General features: G+C 43.4%; 11 protein-coding genes. 9 read left to right on the top strand and 2 right to left on the bottom strand.

The window, feature by feature from the left end; genetic code table 11:
* The first annotated feature begins 69 nt into the window (after nucleotides 1-69).
* The 8 genes from AABK40_RS06830 (at nucleotide 70) to AABK40_RS06795 (ending at nucleotide 12,152) form a co-directional block, all read left to right on the top strand.
* Entirely contained in the window at nucleotides 70-1,686 is a 1,617-nt protein-coding gene (locus AABK40_RS06830; RefSeq protein ID WP_338398030.1) for a CTP synthase, read from the top strand.
* A gap of 118 nt (nucleotides 1,687-1,804) precedes the next feature.
* Nucleotides 1,805-3,607: a membrane protein insertase YidC gene (yidC, locus tag AABK40_RS06825; protein WP_332921633.1), complete on the top strand. Its 1,803-nt coding sequence runs from the start codon at nucleotides 1,805-1,807 to the stop codon at nucleotides 3,605-3,607.
* A gap of 372 nt (nucleotides 3,608-3,979) precedes the next feature.
* Entirely contained in the window at nucleotides 3,980-4,981 is a 1,002-nt protein-coding gene (gene pta / locus AABK40_RS06820; RefSeq protein ID WP_332921632.1) for a phosphate acetyltransferase, read from the top strand.
* Between the two features lie 78 nt (nucleotides 4,982-5,059).
* Nucleotides 5,060-6,016: a 3-hydroxyacyl-CoA dehydrogenase family protein gene (locus tag AABK40_RS06815; RefSeq protein WP_332921631.1), complete on the top strand. Its 957-nt coding sequence runs from the start codon at nucleotides 5,060-5,062 to the stop codon at nucleotides 6,014-6,016.
* A gap of 38 nt (nucleotides 6,017-6,054) precedes the next feature.
* Nucleotides 6,055-7,272, top strand: coding sequence for an acetate/propionate family kinase (locus AABK40_RS06810; protein WP_332921630.1), 1,218 nt, complete (start codon nucleotides 6,055-6,057; stop codon nucleotides 7,270-7,272).
* 123 nt (nucleotides 7,273-7,395) lie between these two features.
* A complete protein-coding gene (locus tag AABK40_RS06805; RefSeq protein ID WP_332921629.1) occupies nucleotides 7,396-8,598 on the top strand; it encodes an acetate/propionate family kinase in 1,203 nt (400 codons plus the stop codon).
* 198 nt (nucleotides 8,599-8,796) lie between these two features.
* A complete protein-coding gene (locus tag AABK40_RS06800; protein WP_338398029.1) occupies nucleotides 8,797-10,455 on the top strand; it encodes a sensor histidine kinase in 1,659 nt (552 codons plus the stop codon).
* 44 nt (nucleotides 10,456-10,499) lie between these two features.
* A complete protein-coding gene (locus AABK40_RS06795; RefSeq protein WP_338398028.1) occupies nucleotides 10,500-12,152 on the top strand; it encodes a sensor histidine kinase in 1,653 nt (550 codons plus the stop codon).
* Nucleotides 12,153-12,279: 127 nt separating this feature from the next.
* Here AABK40_RS06795 and AABK40_RS06790 read toward each other — a convergent pair whose 3' ends face one another.
* Complete coding sequence (locus AABK40_RS06790; protein WP_338398027.1) at nucleotides 12,280-15,897, bottom strand: AAA domain-containing protein; 3,618 nt, start codon at nucleotides 15,895-15,897, stop codon at nucleotides 12,280-12,282.
* 268 nt (nucleotides 15,898-16,165) lie between these two features.
* Complete coding sequence (locus tag AABK40_RS06785; protein WP_338398026.1) at nucleotides 16,166-18,190, bottom strand: transketolase family protein; 2,025 nt, start codon at nucleotides 18,188-18,190, stop codon at nucleotides 16,166-16,168.
* A gap of 214 nt (nucleotides 18,191-18,404) precedes the next feature.
* Here AABK40_RS06785 and AABK40_RS06780 point away from each other — a divergent pair, with 214 nt between their 5' ends.
* Nucleotides 18,405-20,291, top strand: coding sequence for an LTA synthase family protein (locus tag AABK40_RS06780; protein WP_338398025.1), 1,887 nt, complete (start codon nucleotides 18,405-18,407; stop codon nucleotides 20,289-20,291).
* Nucleotides 20,292-20,321 lie beyond the last annotated feature (30 nt).

Here is a 20,321-nt window from a genome sequence, read left to right as displayed (position 1 = left end):
ATGCGGAGAATACAAAAGATAAACTACCTTTGTATCCCGTAAGTAAAGTAAGCAGGAGTTTAAAATCTTATGGGTTCAGCAAAGTATATTTTTGTTACTGGTGGAGTAACATCATCCTTGGGAAAAGGAATCATTGCCGCTTCATTGGCAAAATTATTACAGGCAAGAGGGTTGTCTGTCACTATTCAAAAATTTGACCCTTATCTCAATATTGATCCAGGAACATTGAATCCTTACGAGCACGGTGAGTGTTACGTAACGGGTGATGGTGCGGAAACGGATCTGGATTTGGGGCACTATGAGCGCTTCCTGAATATCCAGACCTCGCAGGCCAACAATATTACCACGGGTCGTATTTACCACAACGTGATCAACAAAGAGCGCGAGGGTAAATATTTGGGAAAAACCGTTCAGGTGATTCCTCATATCACCAACGAGATCAAAGAAAATTTCTACAAATTAGGCGAAACCAACGAGTATGATGTCATCATTACTGAAATTGGTGGTTGTGTAGGTGATATTGAGTCCCTGCCCTTCATTGAAGCCGTTCGACAAGCCAAACTGGAATTGGGTTCAACCAATGCGATGGTGATTCACCTGACATTGATCCCTTACCTGAAGGCTGCGGGCGAGTTGAAAACCAAGCCGACACAGCACTCTGTAAAGCAACTTCTTGAAGCGGGTATTCAGCCTGACGTATTGGTATGCCGTTCAGAGCATTCTTTACCTGCTGATGTTCGTCGTAAGCTGTCTTTGTTCTGTAATGTGGAATACAAAAATGTGATCGAATCTTTGGATGCCGAAACCATTTACGATGTTCCGCTTTTGATGAGAAAAGAAAAGCTGGATGAGCGTGCGATTGAAAAATTGCAGTTGAGCTATGAAAACGAGCCTAAGCTTGAATTGTGGAAAGACTTCCTTGGCCGATTGAAAAACCCAACTTCAGAGGTTAAAATCTCTTTGGTCGGTAAATATGTCGAACTACATGATGCCTACAAATCAATTGTAGAATCCTTTATTCATGCAGGTGCTGAAAATGAAGCCAAAGTAAAACTTAACTGGGTAAGTGCAGAAAGCATTCACGCGGATAATGTAGATCAGCTTTTGGGCGACTCTGCAGGTGTATTGGTTGCTCCAGGTTTTGGGGAAAGAGGTATCGCAGGGAAAATCACTGCTATCCAATATGTACGTGAGCAAAAAATCCCATTCTTTGGTATTTGTCTGGGAATGCAGATGGCCGTAGTAGAATTTGCAAGAAACGTACTCGGCTGGAAAGATGCTTCTTCTACAGAAATGAATCCAGATACCAAATATCCAGTCATTGACTTGATGAAAGGTCAGGATCTTTCAAACCTTGGCGGAACGATGCGTCTTGGGGCTTATGCCTGTGAGATCATCCCTGAAACAAAAGCGGCGGACATCTACCAGAAAGCCGTTGTTCGCGAGCGTCACCGTCACCGTTGGGAATTCAACAACAAATACAAAAAGGATTTTGAAAAGGCCGGCATGATCGCCTCAGGTATTAACCCCGACTCTACCCTTGTAGAGATGGTTGAGGTACAGGATCATCCTTTCTTTGTGGGGGCTCAATTCCACCCAGAGCTTAAATCCACGGTAATCAATCCTTCGCCTATTTTCGTGGCTTTCGTAAAAGCAGCCATGGATTATCAGGCTGAAAAAAAATAAGCAGGTTCATTAAAATATTAAAAAACACCTCCAAGATTCTTTGAGGTGTTTTTTTTTACTAAATTTGCGCTTCTCAAAAGCAAACCCGAGATCAATTTTTTGTAATTGACGATTAATTATGGATAAGAATCAAGTAACAGGCCTTGTGCTGATTTCAGCACTATTGATGGCCTATGCGTTTTTCTTTGCGCCTTCAACGGACGAAGCAAAAGACAACGCCACACCAGCTGCCATAGAGCAGACGGCCACCACTTCGACAAACACTGAAGTTGCTGCACCAACAGTTTTACCTGACAGCCTTCAGGAAGTCATCAACCAGCAAACCTACGGCTCTTTGGCTTCCGCAGCGAAAGGCGAGGAAGCAACCGCTACTTTGGAAAACAAATTTCTGAAAGTGGTTTTCTCTACCAAAGGAGCAAGCATTAAAACTGTTGAGCTTAAAGAATACAAAACCTACCAGGATAAGCCACTTATCTTAGTGGATGAGGCTTCAAGTAAAATGCAAAAAACCATTACTTATAATGGCAAAGCAGTAGACCTGAACCAACTTTATTTCTCAGACATTGAGCAGTCAGGCAACAAGGTGAACATCACCCTGAATGTGGACGGCGGACAAATTGTTCAGACTTATGAACTTCCTGCCGATGCCTACACCCTGAATTCCAATATCGCTTTCAATGGCCTTTCTGCGGCCATGGACAATAAGCAAATTGCTTTTGACTGGACTGAGCACATGAAACGTGTGGAGCCAGACCTTGAAAGCCGTGCAGGTGCAAGAATGAACACTTCGGCGCATTACTATACAGTAAGCAAAGATTTCGAAGAGCTTTCAATGACTGCCAAAGAAAAAGAAGCGGCCACACCAAAAGAAGCGGTGAAATGGGTTGCCTTCAAGCAGAAATTCTTCACTTCGTCGGTGATTCCTTCCAAACCCGTAACGGTTGGCGAAGTATCGGTAGCCCCTGCCCCTGTTGGCGACACAACCATCGTGAAAACGGCGCATACCAACTTCACTTACAATACCACTGACACGCAACTGACGTTCTTCTTCGGACCGAACCAGTACCATGTATTGAAAGACGTTACGGAAGGCTTTGACCAAAACCTGAACCTCGGATGGTTTGTCTTCAAGTGGGTGAACAAATACCTGATCATTCCGATCTTCCACTTCTTCGAAGGCTTCTTCTCTAACTATGGTATCATCATCCTTTTGTTGGTGATTGTGATCAAGATGTTGCTGTTCCCACTGACCTACAAGTCTTACTTGTCGATGGCCAAGATGAGAATCCTGCAACCAGAGATCAACGAAATCAAGGAGCAAAACCCAGACGATACGCAGGCACAACAAACGGCTCAAATGGCGCTTTACTCCAAAGCTGGCGTAAACCCATTAAGTGGTTGTATCCCGATGTTCCTGCAAATGCCTATTTTGTTTGCAATGTTCCGATTCTTCCCGAACTCCGTGGAGCTTCGTCAGCAATCATTCCTTTGGGCACATGATTTATCGACCTTCGATAGCATCTACAACCTGCCTTTCCATATCCCATTCTATGGCGATCACATCTCGTTGTTCACTTTGCTGATGACCGTTTCGACGATCCTTTACACCAAAGCAACCAACCAGAACAATGCGGCAATGGCAGGCCCAATGAAGAACATTCAGTACTTCATGCCTATCATGATGATCTTCTTCCTGAATGATTTCCCTGCAGGTTTGACGTACTATTACTTCCTGTCGAACATCATTACTTTTGGCCAAACTTATGCGATTCGCAAGTTTGTGGATGACGACGCCATCCACGCTAAAATGCAAGAAGCCAAGAAGACCAACAAAGACAAAAAAGGCGGCTTCCAATCTCGTATTCAAGAGGCGATGAAACAATCGCAGGAAATGCAAAAACAGAAAAAAAACAAGAAATAATTTATTCTAATTATAAATAAAAAAGCCCACATGATATGTGGGCTTTTTTTGTATCCTATCCCCTATCACAGCCCTGTATCAGTTAATTTGGGATAAAAGAAACCTTTTAGCCCGATGCCTGCTTTATAAAAATGGGATTAACATTCGGTTGTTTTTTGGTGAATTTATGATCATATGATTTAAATCATATTATAAACGAGATTTTATCCCCCCTAATACACAGATTGTTGTAAAAAATTATGATTCAGCACACATTTTGCTTGGTTTAGAATCAGTGAATATTAGAATTATTTACTACATTCGAATCATAATAAAGACGAATAAATTTTATGACGAACATTCGTCATTTCACATATATAAGTTAAGCCGATTATGAGTTTGATCGAAAAGATTAAGGAAAGCGCAAAATCTATCAATAAGCGCATCGTACTTCCTGAAGGCGAAGAATTAAGAACACTTCAAGCAGCGGATATCATCACTGAGCAAGGTCTTGCTCAACTGATCCTTTTGGGGAACCCTGAAACGATTAAAAGTGAAGCTGCCCGCCTTGGCTTGAAGAATATCGATAAGGTAACAATCGTCAATCCTTTGGATCACCCTAAAAAGCAAGCTTATGCTGACATCCTTTATGACTTGCGTAAAGCCAAAGGAATGACGCCAGAGAAAGCTTTGCAAACGGTAGAGAATCCATTATACATGGCTACTTTGATGCTGAAGGCTGGTGATGCTGACGGTGAAGTTGCTGGTGCATTGAACTCCACTGGAGATGTATTGCGCCCTGCCTTTCAGGTGATCAAAACCAAGCCAGGTGTTTCTGTCGTTTCTGGTTCTTTCGTTATGATCGTCCCAGAATATAATAATGGCGAAGATGGTGTGTTTGTATTCGCCGATTGTGGTGTTACACCAAACCCAGATGCCAAACAATTGGCTCAGATCGCCATTTCATCCGCTGAAACAGCCCGTACAGTAGCACAAATCGAACCTAAAGTGGCTTTGTTGTCATTCTCTTCCAAGGGATCAGCAAAACACGAGATGGTAGACAAAGTGATTGAAGCTACTGAGATTGCCAAGCAAATGGCACCAGATCTATTGATCGACGGTGAATTGCAAGGTGATGCTGCCATTGTAGAAGCCGTTGCTGCTTCTAAAGCACCAAACTCGCCACTTAAAGGACAAGCCAACGTATTGGTATTCCCTGACCTTAACACAGGGAACATTGCCTACAAACTGGTACAGCGCCTGGCGAAAGCAAGAGCCTTTGGCCCATTGCTTCAAGGGGTTGCCGCTCCTATCAACGACCTTTCACGTGGTTGTTCAATTGACGACATCGTGAATACTGTTGCCATCACAGCTAACCAAGCTGCTGAAGCTTAAAAAATACCCGTGCCCGACAGTCCGCTGTCGGGCATTTCAATTTATATTATTGAGTGTTTACATTCTTAAATATTAAAAATGTCTGAAATTAGAGAATCTATCGCAGAATACGGCTTGAACCTTAGTGGTGCCGCTCCAAAACATAACATCATCTCCAATGTCGGTATCGTCGGCTGTGGCTTCTTGGGCCAGGCAATCGCGATTCTTTGTGCACGCAGGGGTTTCGATGTTGTCTTTCTTGAATTGAATGAGGAGCGTGTTGCTCAGGCGATTGACGGGATGTCTCATGCCTTGGATCTTGAGATTGAGCGCTGGGGATTAACCGAGTCTGAAAAGAAATCTATTCTTTCTCGCGTCTCAGGCACGATGACTTACCAGGATTTGGCCAAGAGCGATATCATTATCGAAGCGATCAAATCTCGTACGCGCGAAAAATGTGTACCAGACCGCAAGAGCATTTTCAAAAAAGCCGAAGCAGTGGTAAGCGAAGAATGCTTGATCGTTACCAACTCCACCACTTTGGTAATTACAGAGTTGGCTTCTGAGCTGGAACACCCTGAGCGTTGTGCTTCTTTGCACTTTATCTTCCCTGTGGAAGATGCTGAAATCGTGGAAGTGGCAAGAGGTCTTCATACTTCGGATGCTGCCTACCAACGTGTTCAGCGCTTTGCAACAATGCTGAAGAAAACAGTAGTTCCTGTAGTAGAATCTCCTGGAATTATCTCTACACGTTTGATCGCACCGATGATCAACGAAGCATGTTCTATTTTAATGGAAGGTGTAGCAACAAAAGAAGATATCGACATTACCATGCGTTTGGGTATGGGCAACTCTATGGGGCCATTCGAAACAGCCGATCTTTTCGGTATCGATCGTGTGATCCGCTGGTTGGACAACCTTTACAACGAATTTGGTAACACCCGATACAAAGCATCACCAATGCTTAAAAAATTAATGAGAGCAGGTAAAACTGGCCGTTCAGTGGGCGAAGGCTTTTACAAGTACGACAAGTACGGCTCTAAGATCACTGAATAATACAGACCAAACCAATCAATCTAAACCGAACCCAACCTATGAAGATTTTAGTATTAAACTGCGGGAGTTCTTCGATAAAATATCAGTTACTGAACATGCCTGAAGCCACGGAACTGGCCAATGGTATTGTAGAAAAAATTGGATTGTCGGGGTCCTTCCTCAAAACAAAAGATAAGAATGGTAATAAAGTAATTTTGGAAGGTGACATCATGGATCACACTGCAGGTATAGAATATGTACTTGGAGTATTGAAAAGTGAGCGCTTTGGCGTGGTAAGTTCACTGGAAGAAATTCAAGCAGTAGGTCACCGTGTGGTACATGGCGGAGAAACCTTTAAGGACTCAGCCATTGTTACTCCTGAAGTCCTCAAGGAAATTGAAAAATGTATCGACCTCGCACCACTTCATAATCCTCCGAACCTTTTGGGGATTAAATCCATGATGGACATCCTACCTGGTGTTCCTCAGGTGGCAGTTTTCGATACCGCTTTTCATCAATCCATGCCTGCGCACTCCTATATGTATGCAATTCCTTATGAGTTGTATAAAAAATACGGGATTCGCCGCTACGGTTTTCATGGCACCTCCCACAAGTATGTTTCACGACGTGCCTGTGAGATTTTAGGCCTTGATTACAATAAAGCGAAAATCATTTCTTGCCACCTCGGTGGTGGGGCATCTATTGCCGCTATTGATGGCGGAAGATCAGTGGATACCTCTATGGGATTAACGCCTGTGGAAGGAATGATTATGGGCACAAGAGCTGGTGACCTCGATTTGGGCGTGCTGACCTTCATTATGAAAAAAGAAGACATCAGTGTAAACACGGCCAACACCTTGATTAACAAGCGATCGGGCGTATTGGGCATCACGGGTATCTCTTCAGACATGAGGGATATCGAGCTGGAGGCTTTCGAAAAAGGAAATGACCGCGCACAACTTGCCCTGGACATGTATGATTACCGTATTAAAAAATACATTGGTGGTTATGCAGTAGCTATGGGTGGGGTTGATGCCATCATCTTTACTGGTGGTGTTGGTGAAAATGGCGATGTTACCCGTGCGGGTGTTTGCCGTGGTCTTGAGTTTATGGGGGTTGATTTCGATCATGAAGTGAACAAATCCTTCAGAGCTGAAGAACGCATCATTACCAAGCCAGACTCCAAAGTGAAAGTGATGGTCGTGCCGACCAACGAGGAGCTTGTTATTGCTGAGGACTCTTACCGCCTGACGGTTGTTGAAGCGGTGGAAGCCTAAAAAAAATTGAGGGTATTGTTCCGCAGTACCCTCCTTTCAAACAATACCTAACCATTATACTTATCTTAATACATTATCTTCGATTGCAATAAAAAGTAGAAATTAAAAATACTCCATTCCAAAATGAATATTCTTGTTCTAAATTGTGGAAGTTCTTCCATCAAGTTTCAATTATTTAACACAGAAACCCGTGAGGTGAAAATCACTGGTTTGGTGGAGAAAGTAGGTCTTGCAGGTGCATTCCTTACAATCAAAGACAACAACGGTAAAAAAGTTGTTTTCGATGGTGAAATTAATGACCACACTCAAGGAATTGAGTATGTATTAGGAATTATCACCTCTAAGAAGCATGGTGTTATTGCTGATATGAATGAAATTGATGCTGTTGGTCATCGTGTAACACATGGTGGTGAGCACTTCAAAAAATCAACCTTAATTACCGACAGTGTACGTGAGGACATCAAGAAATTGTTCGACCTTGCGCCATTGCACAACCCTGCAAACATGATGGGAATCAGTGCGATCGATACCCTTCTTCCTGAGGTTCCTCAGGTAGCTGTATTCGATACCGCTTTCCACCAGACCATGCCTGCAAAAGCTTACATGTATGCGATCCCTTACCAGTTGTACAAAAAATATGGTATCCGTCGTTACGGTTTCCATGGTACTTCTCACCAGTATGTAGCAGAACGCGCATGTGAAGTGTTGGGATGGGACATCACGACCAAGAAAATCATTACTTGCCACTTGGGTGGTGGTGCTTCGGTAACTGCAATCGAAAATGGTAAGTCTGTTGATACTTCAATGGGAATGACCCCTACGGAAGGTATGATCATGGGTACACGTGCTGGTGATGTTGATTTGGGTGTTTTGACCTACATCATGATTCAGGAAGGAATCGATGCCAATGCAGCCAATAGCTTGATCAACAAAAGATCGGGTATGTTGGGCGTTTCAGGTATCTCTTCCGATATGCGTGATATTCTTGAAGGCATGAAAAATGGCAACGAACGTGCACAGTTGGCTTATGACATGTACTGTCAGCGTATTGCCAAGTATGTAGGTTCTTATACTGCTGTGATGAAAGGTGTTGATTTGATTCTTTTCACTGGTGGTATTGGCGAAAATGCTTTCTATGTACGTAAAGATGTTTCTGATCACTTCCCATATTTGGGTGTTGAACTTAATGATGAGTTGAATGCAACCACATTTGGTACTGAAACTGAAATTTCTACACCAGATTCTAAAGTGAAGGTAATGGTATTGCCTACAAACGAAGAATTTATGATTGCCCGCGACACCGAGGAAATCGTAAATGCGCTTTAATTAAGCGAAGAAAAATATAAATGGAAAAGGTGGGCATTGGCTCACCTTTTTTTGTTTAAGGAAAAGGTTGTACTGAAATACCTAAAAACAACATAATTTCCCAATACACAGAATGATTCACCGTCAATTGTTGAACTAAAAACAGTATAATTCATATACAATATTAGATAAGATGTTTTTAGCACTATTGACCTATTCATGAAGCAACAACTCCATCAACTAAGAACTTTACTGGGCTTTAACGATAGTTTTATTTTTGAGGAAAAACTATTGCATGGCTTCTCATTTTTAGGAGCGATTATTGGGTTGATAAATTTCCCTATGGCGGTTGCTGGAGTGTACCCCAAAGCAGCCATCCTGACAACCATTATTCTTTTCGGCACCAATTCAGCTGTCTTTATCTGTTCACGGATTTTCAAAAAATTTAATGCTGCCATCATCATATTTGTACTGATGGCCTCTACCCTTTTTATTTACGAATGGCGAACGATGGGTGGCGTGCGAGGAACCTATGGCATAGCGATGTTGGGGTTCAATATTGCCACCATGCTGTTAATGCCCAAGAAACTCATCGGGAAATACATCCTTTATATTTTCTCGGTAGCGGGTGCCATTTTTCTCATCGAGCGGTATTACCCCTCCGTTATTATTGGCCCGCCTGTCGATTTCCATACCCGCCAAATGCAACTCTTTTTTATGCTGATCATCAGCACGCTTTCAGCCTATATTTTTAAAAAGGAGGAGTACCACCGAAAAATGCAATTACTGATCAAATCAAGGATTCAGCGCCACCTTGTATCAGCCATTGAGGATAAATACATTATGGCTTCTTTTGATGAAGAATACCAGCTGATTTACCTCAGTAACTCGGCACAATCCCTGCTCCCTTTTCCTGATAAAAAAGCCATGGAGCAATTTTTGGTAACTACGGCCAAATCATTTATGATGCAGTCAAGTGCCAACAGATCAAAAGTTCTCTCGCTCAATGAAGATGGTAAAGATCGCTTTTTTGACATTCATTTTCATTTGGAACAGGAAGACCGATCTCAGTTCACACACCTGATTATTCATGATATTACTCAAAGGAAAAAAGATGAAATAACCTTGCAGAAGGCCCTTAACCATCAGGCGGAAATCAACCAAATGAAAACCAAATTTGTCAGTATGGTTTCTCATCAATTTCGCACCCCACTGACAACCATACAATCTGCCTGCGAGCTTTTGCAGATGAATCAGCAGTCTGTTAACCAGCCACAGAAACACCACACCCAAATTTTTGAGTCCGTCAATTCCCTGAAAGAAATGATGGAAAGACTGCTTGATTTTGGGCGGATGGAGAACAGCAACCCGATATTACGGCGCGAGCCTTGCAATATTGTCGAAATCATTAAAGATCAGATTCAAAAACTGACGACCTCCACCTACAATGGCAGAAGTATTCAATTTCAGACCAAAGGACAGACTCAAGAGGTTGCTGTTGATTATTATCTCTATCAACATATTTGCAGTAATTTGATGTGTAATGCACTGAAATACTCACCATCAAATTCAGTGATCGAGGTAACGCTCATTTTTGGGGCATCTTCTTGTTCTTTGGTTGTGCAGGATTATGGCATCGGTATTCCTGCGGAAGATCAAAAAAAATTATTTGAGCCCTTCTATCGGGCATCGAACACAGAAAACCACAAAGGGACGGGTATCGGCCTGTCGTTTGTCAAGCAATTTGTTGAAATACACGACGGACAAATTAGTCTTGAAAGCGAGCTCAACCTTGGCACGATCATGACGGTGACTATCCCCTATCAAACCGAAAATGAACTGCAATCCGTTCATCAACAAACGAAGGTTTCCACTTAAATTATCGACCCAAAGCCGTATCCTATTTTCAGATCAAATTGCCCATGAACCTATCCATTTCAAATATCCGTCAGTTGCTTGGCTTCGACAATCGGTTTTCCTTTGAAGAAAAACTACTGAATGGTTTTTCCTTGACGGGAAGTCTTATTGGAATCTCCATACTTCCCGCAGCTTTTTTGGGTGTTTTCGGTCAATTGCCCATCATTACAATCAGCTTGCTGTTTTCCATCAGCTGTGGGTGTTATTACCTTAACCGGTTCAGGAGAGACTTTCTAAAAGCACTCTATGGATTTTGTGGCTTATTCACCTTTTTACTCCTTTTTGAATGGTACACCATGGGTGGTGTTCATGGTACAGCGAGTGTCGGGATCATTGGCTGTAATGTTGCGCTATTGCTTTTAATGCCTAAAAATTTAATTGGGAAGTACATCATCGCCTTCAGCGCATTGCTCCTCGCCATGTTACTGACCGAACGATTTTTACCCGATAGCATCATGGGCGAGCCCGTCAATTTTGATACTCGACAGGCACAACTCATTTCGATTTTCGTTTTGTCCACATTTGCTACTTACTTCTTCAAAAAAGAGGAGTTCCGAAGAAAAACCGAATTGTTACTCAATAACCAAATTCAACGACACCTGGTATCTGCCATTGAAAATAGTTACCTGATGGCCTCTTTTGATGAAAACAGAAACATGCTTTACCTCAGCAAATCGGCCTCACAGGTGCTGCCGTTCAACACCCAAACCGAACTCACCCTGTTTTTACACCGATTGGTAAATGAAAGAATACAATCCGAGGCGGATCATGTCGTCAAAGAGTTACAACTTACTTTCAATCAACAGGAGAAATATCTTGACACCATTTTTCATCAGGGGCAGGAAAACCAGCAGCGGTTCTACCACCTGATCATTCATGATATCACAGATCGAAAAAACCATGAGATCACGCTTCAACAGGCATTGAACCACCAGGCAGAGATGAATGAACTGAAAACGAAATTTGTAACGATGGTTTCTCATCAGTTCAGAACCCCACTTGCCACAATTCAGTCTGCAAGCGAATTACTTGAAATTGAAGGCGGTTGCCATCCGCTTCCAAAAAACTCGCCAAAGCGATACTCCCAAATCTACGAATCCGTTGAGTCCCTTCGTCAGATGATGGAGCGGATGCTCGATTTCGGTAGCCTTGAGTCGGCAAACCCGACCTTGAAAGTTACCCCCTGTTGCCTAAAAGCACTCATAGAAGATCAAATCAAAAAACACCTGAACGCCTTCCCTGAAAAAAGGAATGTCAACTTTAAAGCGCCTCAAAATGATCGCAAGGTCAATTTGGACTTTTATCTATTTCAGCATATTGTGTCTAATCTGATTTGTAACGCCCTGAAATATTCCAACAGTGAAAATGAGGTGATCACCATTTCGTTAACCTATCAGGAAGATGATTTTCAGCTTACCATCGCCGATCAGGGCATTGGCATTCCTGCTGATGATTTGAAAAATTTGTTCATGCCCTTTTTCCGTGCCACCAATACCGAAAATCATAAGGGAACGGGTATCGGCCTGTCGTTTGTGAAGCAGTTTGTTGAACTCCACAAGGGGACGATCGGCGTGGAAAGTGTCCTTGGCGTCGGTACCACATTCAAAATCAATATTCCATACCTTTTGGAATCAGAAAAAAGTGCCCCTCAAAAATAAGGGGCACCTCCATCAACAACAGCACATTAAGCTCCACTTTCAAAACAAAAGAAAAGCCACAAAATTGTACTTGATGTTCCAGTCGCGAGCCTCCCTTTCGTAACAAGACCGCAAGCCTAACCTTCTATTAATTTAAATACTGTTCAGCGTAGCGTCTTAACTTCTGAATTTCACCCAAAGGATCTTGCCACCAATTTGTAGACCAAATTCGATAGACTTTGAACCCGTGCTGCTCAAGAATATTCTGACGGTGGAGGTCGTAACGATAAGCCTCATCAGACTCGTGGAATTTTTTACCATCGGCTTCCAAACAAATCACAGGCTCCCCTTTTGAATTTTTCAACACAAAATCAAGTCTGAACCCACCAAAAGGATATTGCAACACGATCGACTCTTTTGGGAAGAAATCCAGCAGGTATTCATAAACTTCCTGCTCAAAAGGGGATTCTGTTTCATTTTCTCCCACCTCCGCGGCAGAACTGCTTTCTGCAGAATACTGTTGCAGATGATTTAAAATCCCTTGTCGCTCCTCTTCATTTCCATTAGAACAGGCACGCGCATAAGCCAAATAAGCATATAGAATTCCCTTTCCATTGTTGCCAGAAGTTGCAATTTCATCCAAATACTTTGCATAGGATTCACTTGGAAAAGAGCTGAACACATGAAGCTGTTCTTTGGCCCTGGTGACAATTACATTGAGCAGCTTATAACCTTTAGTTACATTGTTCAGCTGCCCAAAAATTTGCCGGAATTTCCCTTCAGCATTACAACCAAAGGTGGTTGATAACATAATTATATCACGCTCATCGCCTTGAATATTCTCCAGGTTTTTCACGAAAAATCCTGCGGCAGTCAGGGCCTGTAATTTTTTGGAAAATTCAGCAGACTCCTCACAAGCCTTGAAAATCATGTCCCAGATTAAATTCCGCTGATCCATATTGAAAGTTGCCACCCCCACAGAAGGAAGTTGCCCCTGCTGATCAGGCTTAATTTCATTGGCCAGGAACTTCACGATTTCCATGGCCTCCGTTGGATTGGTACGGTTTTCATAAAGCCCATTCACCTCATGAAACTTAATGGGCGAATAATTTTTTGAATTCGGCATAGGCACCAAACGACCGCCATAAAATGCCGCATTTGAAAAATCAATCAGATGTGGGTGTTTCGAGCGGTAATGGAAATCAAGGTAAGAAAACTTAAAGGAGCTGTCTTTGGCGAAAGTCAGTAAAGACTCGCTACCGGCCAGGGCCACATCTTCCTCGTCGCCCTCCTCTTCTTCTGCCGCTTCTCCACCCTTGCTGAAATAAGAAGAAGGAGGCATTTGATGCACATCGCCAGAAACAATTTTAAACTTGCCACGCATCAGTGCAGCATAGGAATCCTCAAGGCGAATCTGCGAAGCTTCATCAAAAATCACGAGATCGTAAAGGTCTGCCTGCATAGGAATGATAGAACTGCAAACTACGGGGTTAACCATTGTTACAGGAAAGAAATCGGTGAAGAGATCAAACTCCCGATCAAGAATTTTCCTTAGCGACGTCTTGCTTTGGTGGGCTTTATTTTTCCGATAGTTGAACAATAATTTCAGGCTCTGCCGATTTTTCTGCGAGAGGGTCTGCTGAACTTTTTTAGATTGCTGCGTGATGATGTATTGCGCCTGATGCTTTTGAATTTCTGCCGTAAGCTCATTCAGCTGCCGCAACAATCGATCATCCTGATTCTGCACCCCTACTTGTTCATGCTCTTTAGCCAACAGTAAACTGTTGAAATACCAATACTGAAAGCAGTTGTACCAGTCTGCAACAGGTACCTGTTCGAGATGATCTATTAGAACCCGTGCCTGCTGATGGGCTGTTTGCGATTTAAAATATTGCCAGTCGTGGAACGGTTTGTAGGATCTCATGTCTGCCTGCAATTGCTCCAGCAATGACTCATTCTCGCTGACAAACCTACTGATGTCCTCACCAGACTGAATGCCTTCCACCGGATGATTACTGATCAGGGCGCTCAAGGAGGCATCAAGCTTCAATGCTTGTTGTTCCAACTCCGTTGCTGTTGCTTTCATCTGTTTCAGCTTACTGTTGAAAATCGACTTGATGAAAAACAACAATCCTCCCTGAGATTTCTGATCCCAGAGTTTGTCGCCAAAACTTGTTTCAGCCTTCGCCAACTGCTTATGGAGGGTTTTAAGATTTTCCTGAACCTGCACGAGCTTGCCATCCAGTTCATTTCTCAGGGTCTGAGAAAATTTCCGCTCAAAAACAGTGGCTTTGAATAACTTCAAACTACAATCAAGCTGCCCGATGGCTTCAAACAAATATTGTGCATCCCTGATCTGATCTTCCAAACTTGCGAGCTCTTCAATCGTAAAGGCAAGACTTCCCTGTTGGGGCAATTGCTCCGGTTGCCCATCGGAGAGTTTCTTCTCCGCACTCATTTTTTTGGCAATGGCATCCTTCCACGAGAAATCGCCAAGCACCTTGGCCGTAGCATGGTGATACTGCTGATTGGCCTGCACTTTGATTTTCTCGAAACGGCTGCGTGCCATCTCATAATCATTGACACTCAGATTCCCGAAAGGCAGTTCGTTCTTACCATCGACAATATTTCGGATAGCGTCCACCACTTTTTTTCGGTCCTTATTAACGTCATCGATAACGACACACAGGTGATCGAGCCCGATTTTGGCAAGGTTATTTTTAAGGACTTCAAGGGCTGTTTTCTTTTCACATACCACCAGACAGCGGGCATTATTTTCCAGTGCATTGGTAATAATGGCCGTTAGCGATTGGCTTTTCCCTGTGCCGGGAGGGCCCTGAATAATGAGCTTTCGTTCCTCACCCAACAAATGAATCAGCTTCTCCTGACTTGGGTCCACTGTTACCGAGGAGGTAGTGAATGCGCGGTAAGAGTCGTGGTCTTCCGTTTCTTTAAAATCCTCAAAATGATCCTGCACGTGCTTCAGGTCATAAATAATACTCTCGCGCTGTGCACGGAACATGCCAAAAACACCACTCCAGGCAATCCATGGGGTGGAGCCCGTCAGGTTTTCCATCCGGGCTTTATCGGGTGTGGCGGAAAGTTCAGGAATCGCCTCCACTTGTTGTGCTTTGAGGGTAGCCATGATGGTATTCACCATCTGCAATAATTCACCCTCATCAATGAGGTTGTCATCCAGCATCCCTTCAGGAATTTCAGGCAATTTCAGCCCGCCAAATTCTGATTCAATATAAGAGCGTAATTGCTCATTGATAATGATCGGATGATCTTCATTCTTTTTGATTTTCCAGTCGTTGAGATTTCGGGGATCTTTCTCAAGGTCCAAACGCCATATAAAAAGCGGGGCGCAAATCAACTGTTTGGGCATATTGGGATTTCGGGCGATTAACATCGGATACCCAAAACCGAGGCTATTGACCCCATGCTCCTGAAAATCAGAAGTTAAATCCATATGGAGGTTTTTGAGTTTCCCTAAAGCCTTATCCGCCTGCGACAGTTGCTCTTCCGAAAGCAAGGTAAGCTGCTTACTATTGACGGCTATTTTATGACTAAACTTCGGTTTGGTAAGCAAATCAGTTAGAAGATCCTGAGGTAATTTTTCCTCCACTTTCTTCAGATCTATCAGGTCGAGCCTATTTCTCCTTCGGCCTGGCGTAGCATTCAGGTGAATCGCTCTTAAATTCCCAACCTTCAGTTTACTCTCCAAAGAACCAACAAACGCTTTACTTAACTGCGCATTCTCCATATATATAACTCAAATTTTATATTAATTGAACAGCAAATACCTTGCCCTCCATTTTCACCCACCAATGAACAAAAAAATAATCACCAATTAATAGGTCCATATCGACGGATACAGCTCAATTATTCCTGTGAATCATTGCGAGGCAGGCAATACTAAATACTCGCAGTGCAACAGAGCTGCATTGGCGGGGGCGATGAATAGGAATAAAAAAAAAGCCTCCATGAAAATTCATGGAGGCTTTTGAATTTATAAAGCTCAGGGCTTTAAATTATTTTTTGAAATCTTCCAAATAAGCGGTTACCTGCTTCACTACATTTTCGCCAGTGAAACCGAATTTCTGATCCAAAACACCTGCTGGTGCTGAGTACCCGAAATGATCCAAACCGAATACGCGACCGAATGGACCTACCAAACCTTCCAACGTTACAGGCAAACCTGCCGTCATACCGAAAGTAGGAACTTCTGTTGGCAATACTTCTTGCTGATAAGCTTTGTCCTGCGCACGGAACAAACCTTCTGAAGGAGCAGAAACCACGCGAACTTTCAATCCTTGTGCTTCCAAAGTAGTTGCACCTTCCATCAAAGTAGCTACCTCAGAACCTGAAGCAACCAAGATTACGTCTGGCTGTGCCTCAGCTTTCACGACATAAGCACCACGCTCAGCACCCAAAGCCTGTTCGTAGTTCATGTGTGAAGTAATGTTCTGACGAGAGAAGATCAAAGCCGTTGGCGTTTTCACGTTCTCCATTGCCATTTTCCAAGCAACCGTTGCCTCGTCTGCATCTGCAGGACGCAAAGCCAACAAAGACATGTCGCCGTGGTGGTTTTTCAATTTCTCCATCAAACGGATTTGCGCTTCCTGCTCAATTGGCTGGTGCGTTGGTCCGTCCTCACCTACGCGGAAGGCGTCGTGCGTCCAGATATATTTTACTGGCAAGCCCATCAATGCCGACAAACGGAAAGCTGGCTTCATGTAATCAGAGAATACGAAGAATGTCGCAACCGCAACCTGTACCCCACCGTGAAGGGCGATACCGTTAGCGATAACTGCCATAGTAAATTCACAAACACCTGCTTGCAAGAAAGCACCGGTGAAATCACCTTTCGCCAAAGCGTGTGTTTTCTTCAAGAAACCGTCTGTTTTATCCGAGTTAGACAAATCGGCAGAAGAAACGATCATGTTCTCCACGTTCTCAGCCAAGTGACCCAATACAGTCGCTGAAGCTGCACGTGTAGCCACACCTTGCTTTTGCTCGATAGATGCCCAGTCGATTTTTGATGCTTCGCCTGAGAAGAATGTCTCCAATTTGGCCGCCAATTCAGGATAAGCTTTCGCCCACTCCGCTTGCTCTGCTTTTTTGGTAGAAGCGTAATCCGCTTTTTCCTCCAAAACTTCCGCATAGAATTTAGCGACATCTTCGAATACTGCGAAAGGATTGGCAGCATCACCACCCAAGTTCTCTACAGTTTTCGCCAAAGAAGCACCCGCAGCACCCAAAGGCTGACCGTGAGTAGAAACTTTACGCTCGAAGTTTTCGCCTGCTTCAGTAACAGCACCTTTACCCATGATCGTCTTACCGATGATCAATGAAGGTTTGCCTGTTTCTTCTTGCGCTGCTTTCATGGCATCACGAAGAACAGCCACATTGTTACCTTCAACAGTAACTACATGCCATCCCCAAGCTTTGTATTTTGCTTCAACATCTTCAGAAGTTACTTCATCCACTTCTGTTGACAATTGAATATCATTTGCATCATAGAACATGATCAAGTTACCCAAGCCCAAGTGACCTGCGATACGACCTGCTCCCTGAGAGATTTCCTCTTGAATACCTCCATCAGAGATGAAAGCATAAGTTTTGTGTGCCATCCACTCACCGAAGCGAGCCACCAAAAAGCGTTCCGCAATAGCTGCACCAATCGCCATGGTGTGTCCCTGACCCAATGGCCCTGAAGTGTTTTCCACTCCACGGTCCAAATCTACCTCTGGGTGACCTGGCGTTGGGCTTCCCCACTGGCGGAAGTTTTTCAAATCTTCCATGTTGTAATGCCCCAATAGGTGAAGCTGAGAATACAACATAGGTGACATGTGTCCTGGATCCATGAAGAAACGATCGCGGTTGATCCAACGAGGATCTTTCGGGTCGTAGTTCATAAACTCAGTATAAAGCAAGTTGATAAAGTCAGCGCCGCCCATAGCACCACCAGGGTGACCAGACTTTGCTTGTTCTACCATTGCAGCAGAAAGGATACGGATATTATCCGCGGCACGATTTAAAATTTCGTTATTCATCAGAAGTTGTAACGTGTTGAAATTGTCGGCAAATATAACGATTTCCTGCTGATTGGCGGGAATAAATCGTTAAAACAAGTAAAAAATTCAGTAACTAATTATTTCGATCTTGATTCTGTATAGAATATTATAAAAATTCAAAAATAGGCTTAATATTTGCGATAGTTCCTTTTGCCTGAACAAAAAAATGATATAATCTGCAAAAAAACTTCCTATGTTCAAATCCCTCTCAAGATCAAATATAATATTTACGCTTCAGCAATACTTTTATTGGCTGGGGTTTTTCGCCTTCACACGCATTATTTTCATATTTCATAATCGGCACCTTTTTGAAACCGTTCCCAATAGTGAAATTTTCAAAAGCTTTTGGCAGGCCTTGCCGCTGGATCGGTCGGCTTCAGGCTATTTGATGGCATTACCTGTTATTATCACCCTGCTGATGAACCTTTTCGGGGGGGAAAGAATCGGTAAAAAAGTGGTTCATTTCTTCAATGGGCTTTTCACCTTCATTATTGCGATGATGATGGCGATGGAATTGCCTGTTTTTGATGAGTGGCAAACCCGATTGAATTACCGCGTGGTGGATTACATTAAATCGCCGGGAATTATTGTAGACTCTACCGGTTCTGCCTTGTTTTTTCAAACAATGGCCTACGCCACATTTTTGTGTGTGGTGGGCTTCTTCCTGTATCGCTACATTGTGGTACGCCCCGCAAAAGTTGGGCGAACGCACTGGCTGATGGCCTTTGTCTATTTTGTGATCACCGCCGTAGGAATCGTTTGGGCGTTCCGAGGCAGTTTGACCGAAAGTATTCCAATTTCGCAGTCGGATGTTTACTTCAGTAAGTTCCCGATTGTCAATACGGCAACGGTGAACGGCCCATGGAACTTCCTGCAAAGCCTGGACAACAACAAGCATAATTCAACAACAAATCCTTTTGCGCACTATATGCCCCGCAAGGAGGCGAACGCTATTGTGGATTCTCTGCTGACGGTAAAAAAAGACACGACTGTCCATATTTTCAATCAGAAAAGACCAAATATTGTGTTTGTACTGATGGAGAGTTTCTCTGCTGATTTGGTGGAACAGCTGGGCGGCTATAAAGATGTTACCCCTGTTCTGGATACTTTGATCGACAATGGTTTGCTGTTCACCAACTGCATCAGTTCGGCAACCCGTACCGATCAGGGGATCAGTGGAACGCAATCGGGCTACCCTGCGCAGCCACATACTTCGATTGTTGGGCAGCTGAGCAAGCATCAGCACCTGCCATCGATCACCAATAATTTACAGGAAAACGGTTACTATGCCTCGGCTTACTATGGCGGACAACTATCCTATGTGAATGTAAAAGCATGGATGTTTACCCGTAAATGGGACAGGATTGTGGATGAACCCGATATTAAAACAGACATCCCGAAAGGAAGCCTCGGCTACCATGAGGAGGTTTATTTTGACCGCTGGTTGGCAGACATGGACACTTTCAAGCTCAAAAAGCCCTTTTATAATATGTTCCTGACCATCAGTACGCACTCGCCTTTTGATCAGAAAAGCTTTAAGACCTTCCATGTGGGCAGAAGTGAAAACGGTTTGCTGGACGGCGCAAACTATACCGATCACCGCATTGGGGAATTCCTGACCAAAGCACAGCAAAAACCGTGGTATAAAAACACCATCTTTGTTTTTATGGCGGATCACTCCCGCAAGTCGCCACGTGAATGGCCACTGGATTCTTATGAAAACCGCCTGATCCCGTTTATTATTTATGGTGAACCTTTGAAAAAAGAGTTCAAAGGAAAGAAAATTGACAAGGTCGTTTCTCAGATTGATGTGACCACTTCATTGCTGAAACAGCTGGATATTCATACCGACAATTTCCCTTTCAGTAAGAACGTTTTCAATCCATACACACCAGAATATGCTTACTTCTCCTCTATCGAGAACATTGGATGGGCAACACCAAACGACTATCTGATTTACAATATCAAGGAGGATACGGTAACATATCAGCGCTCAAACGATCCAAAAATAAAGGCGCAAACCATCAAACATGCCAAGGCTTATACAGAATACCTGTTGGATGATTATTTGAAAAGATAATAAAGCTTTTGAAAACTATCGCGAGAGTCC

This window comes from Persicobacter psychrovividus (assembly GCF_036492425.1).
Taxonomy (GTDB): domain Bacteria; phylum Bacteroidota; class Bacteroidia; order Cytophagales; family Cyclobacteriaceae; genus Persicobacter; species Persicobacter psychrovividus.
This window is presented reverse-complemented; position numbering and strand designations above follow the sequence as displayed.

Excerpts from the sequence above, each read along its gene's own strand:
- AABK40_RS06815 (WP_332921631.1), top strand. The coding sequence starts at position 5,060 with ATGTCTGAAATTAGAGAATCTATCGCAGAATACGGCTTGAACCTTAGT.
- AABK40_RS06810 (WP_332921630.1), top strand. The coding sequence starts at position 6,055 with ATGAAGATTTTAGTATTAAACTGCGGGAGTTCTTCGATAAAATATCAG.
- AABK40_RS06785 (WP_338398026.1), bottom strand. The coding sequence starts at position 18,190 with ATGAATAACGAAATTTTAAATCGTGCCGCGGATAATATCCGTATCCTT.
- pta (WP_332921632.1), top strand. The coding sequence starts at position 3,980 with ATGAGTTTGATCGAAAAGATTAAGGAAAGCGCAAAATCTATCAATAAG.
- yidC (WP_332921633.1), top strand. The coding sequence starts at position 1,805 with ATGGATAAGAATCAAGTAACAGGCCTTGTGCTGATTTCAGCACTATTG.
- AABK40_RS06795 (WP_338398028.1), top strand. The coding sequence starts at position 10,500 with ATGAACCTATCCATTTCAAATATCCGTCAGTTGCTTGGCTTCGACAAT.
- AABK40_RS06800 (WP_338398029.1), top strand. The coding sequence starts at position 8,797 with ATGAAGCAACAACTCCATCAACTAAGAACTTTACTGGGCTTTAACGAT.
- AABK40_RS06805 (WP_332921629.1), top strand. The coding sequence starts at position 7,396 with ATGAATATTCTTGTTCTAAATTGTGGAAGTTCTTCCATCAAGTTTCAA.
- AABK40_RS06790 (WP_338398027.1), bottom strand. The coding sequence starts at position 15,897 with ATGGAGAATGCGCAGTTAAGTAAAGCGTTTGTTGGTTCTTTGGAGAGT.
- AABK40_RS06830 (WP_338398030.1), top strand. The coding sequence starts at position 70 with ATGGGTTCAGCAAAGTATATTTTTGTTACTGGTGGAGTAACATCATCC.
- AABK40_RS06780 (WP_338398025.1), top strand. The coding sequence starts at position 18,405 with ATGTTCAAATCCCTCTCAAGATCAAATATAATATTTACGCTTCAGCAA.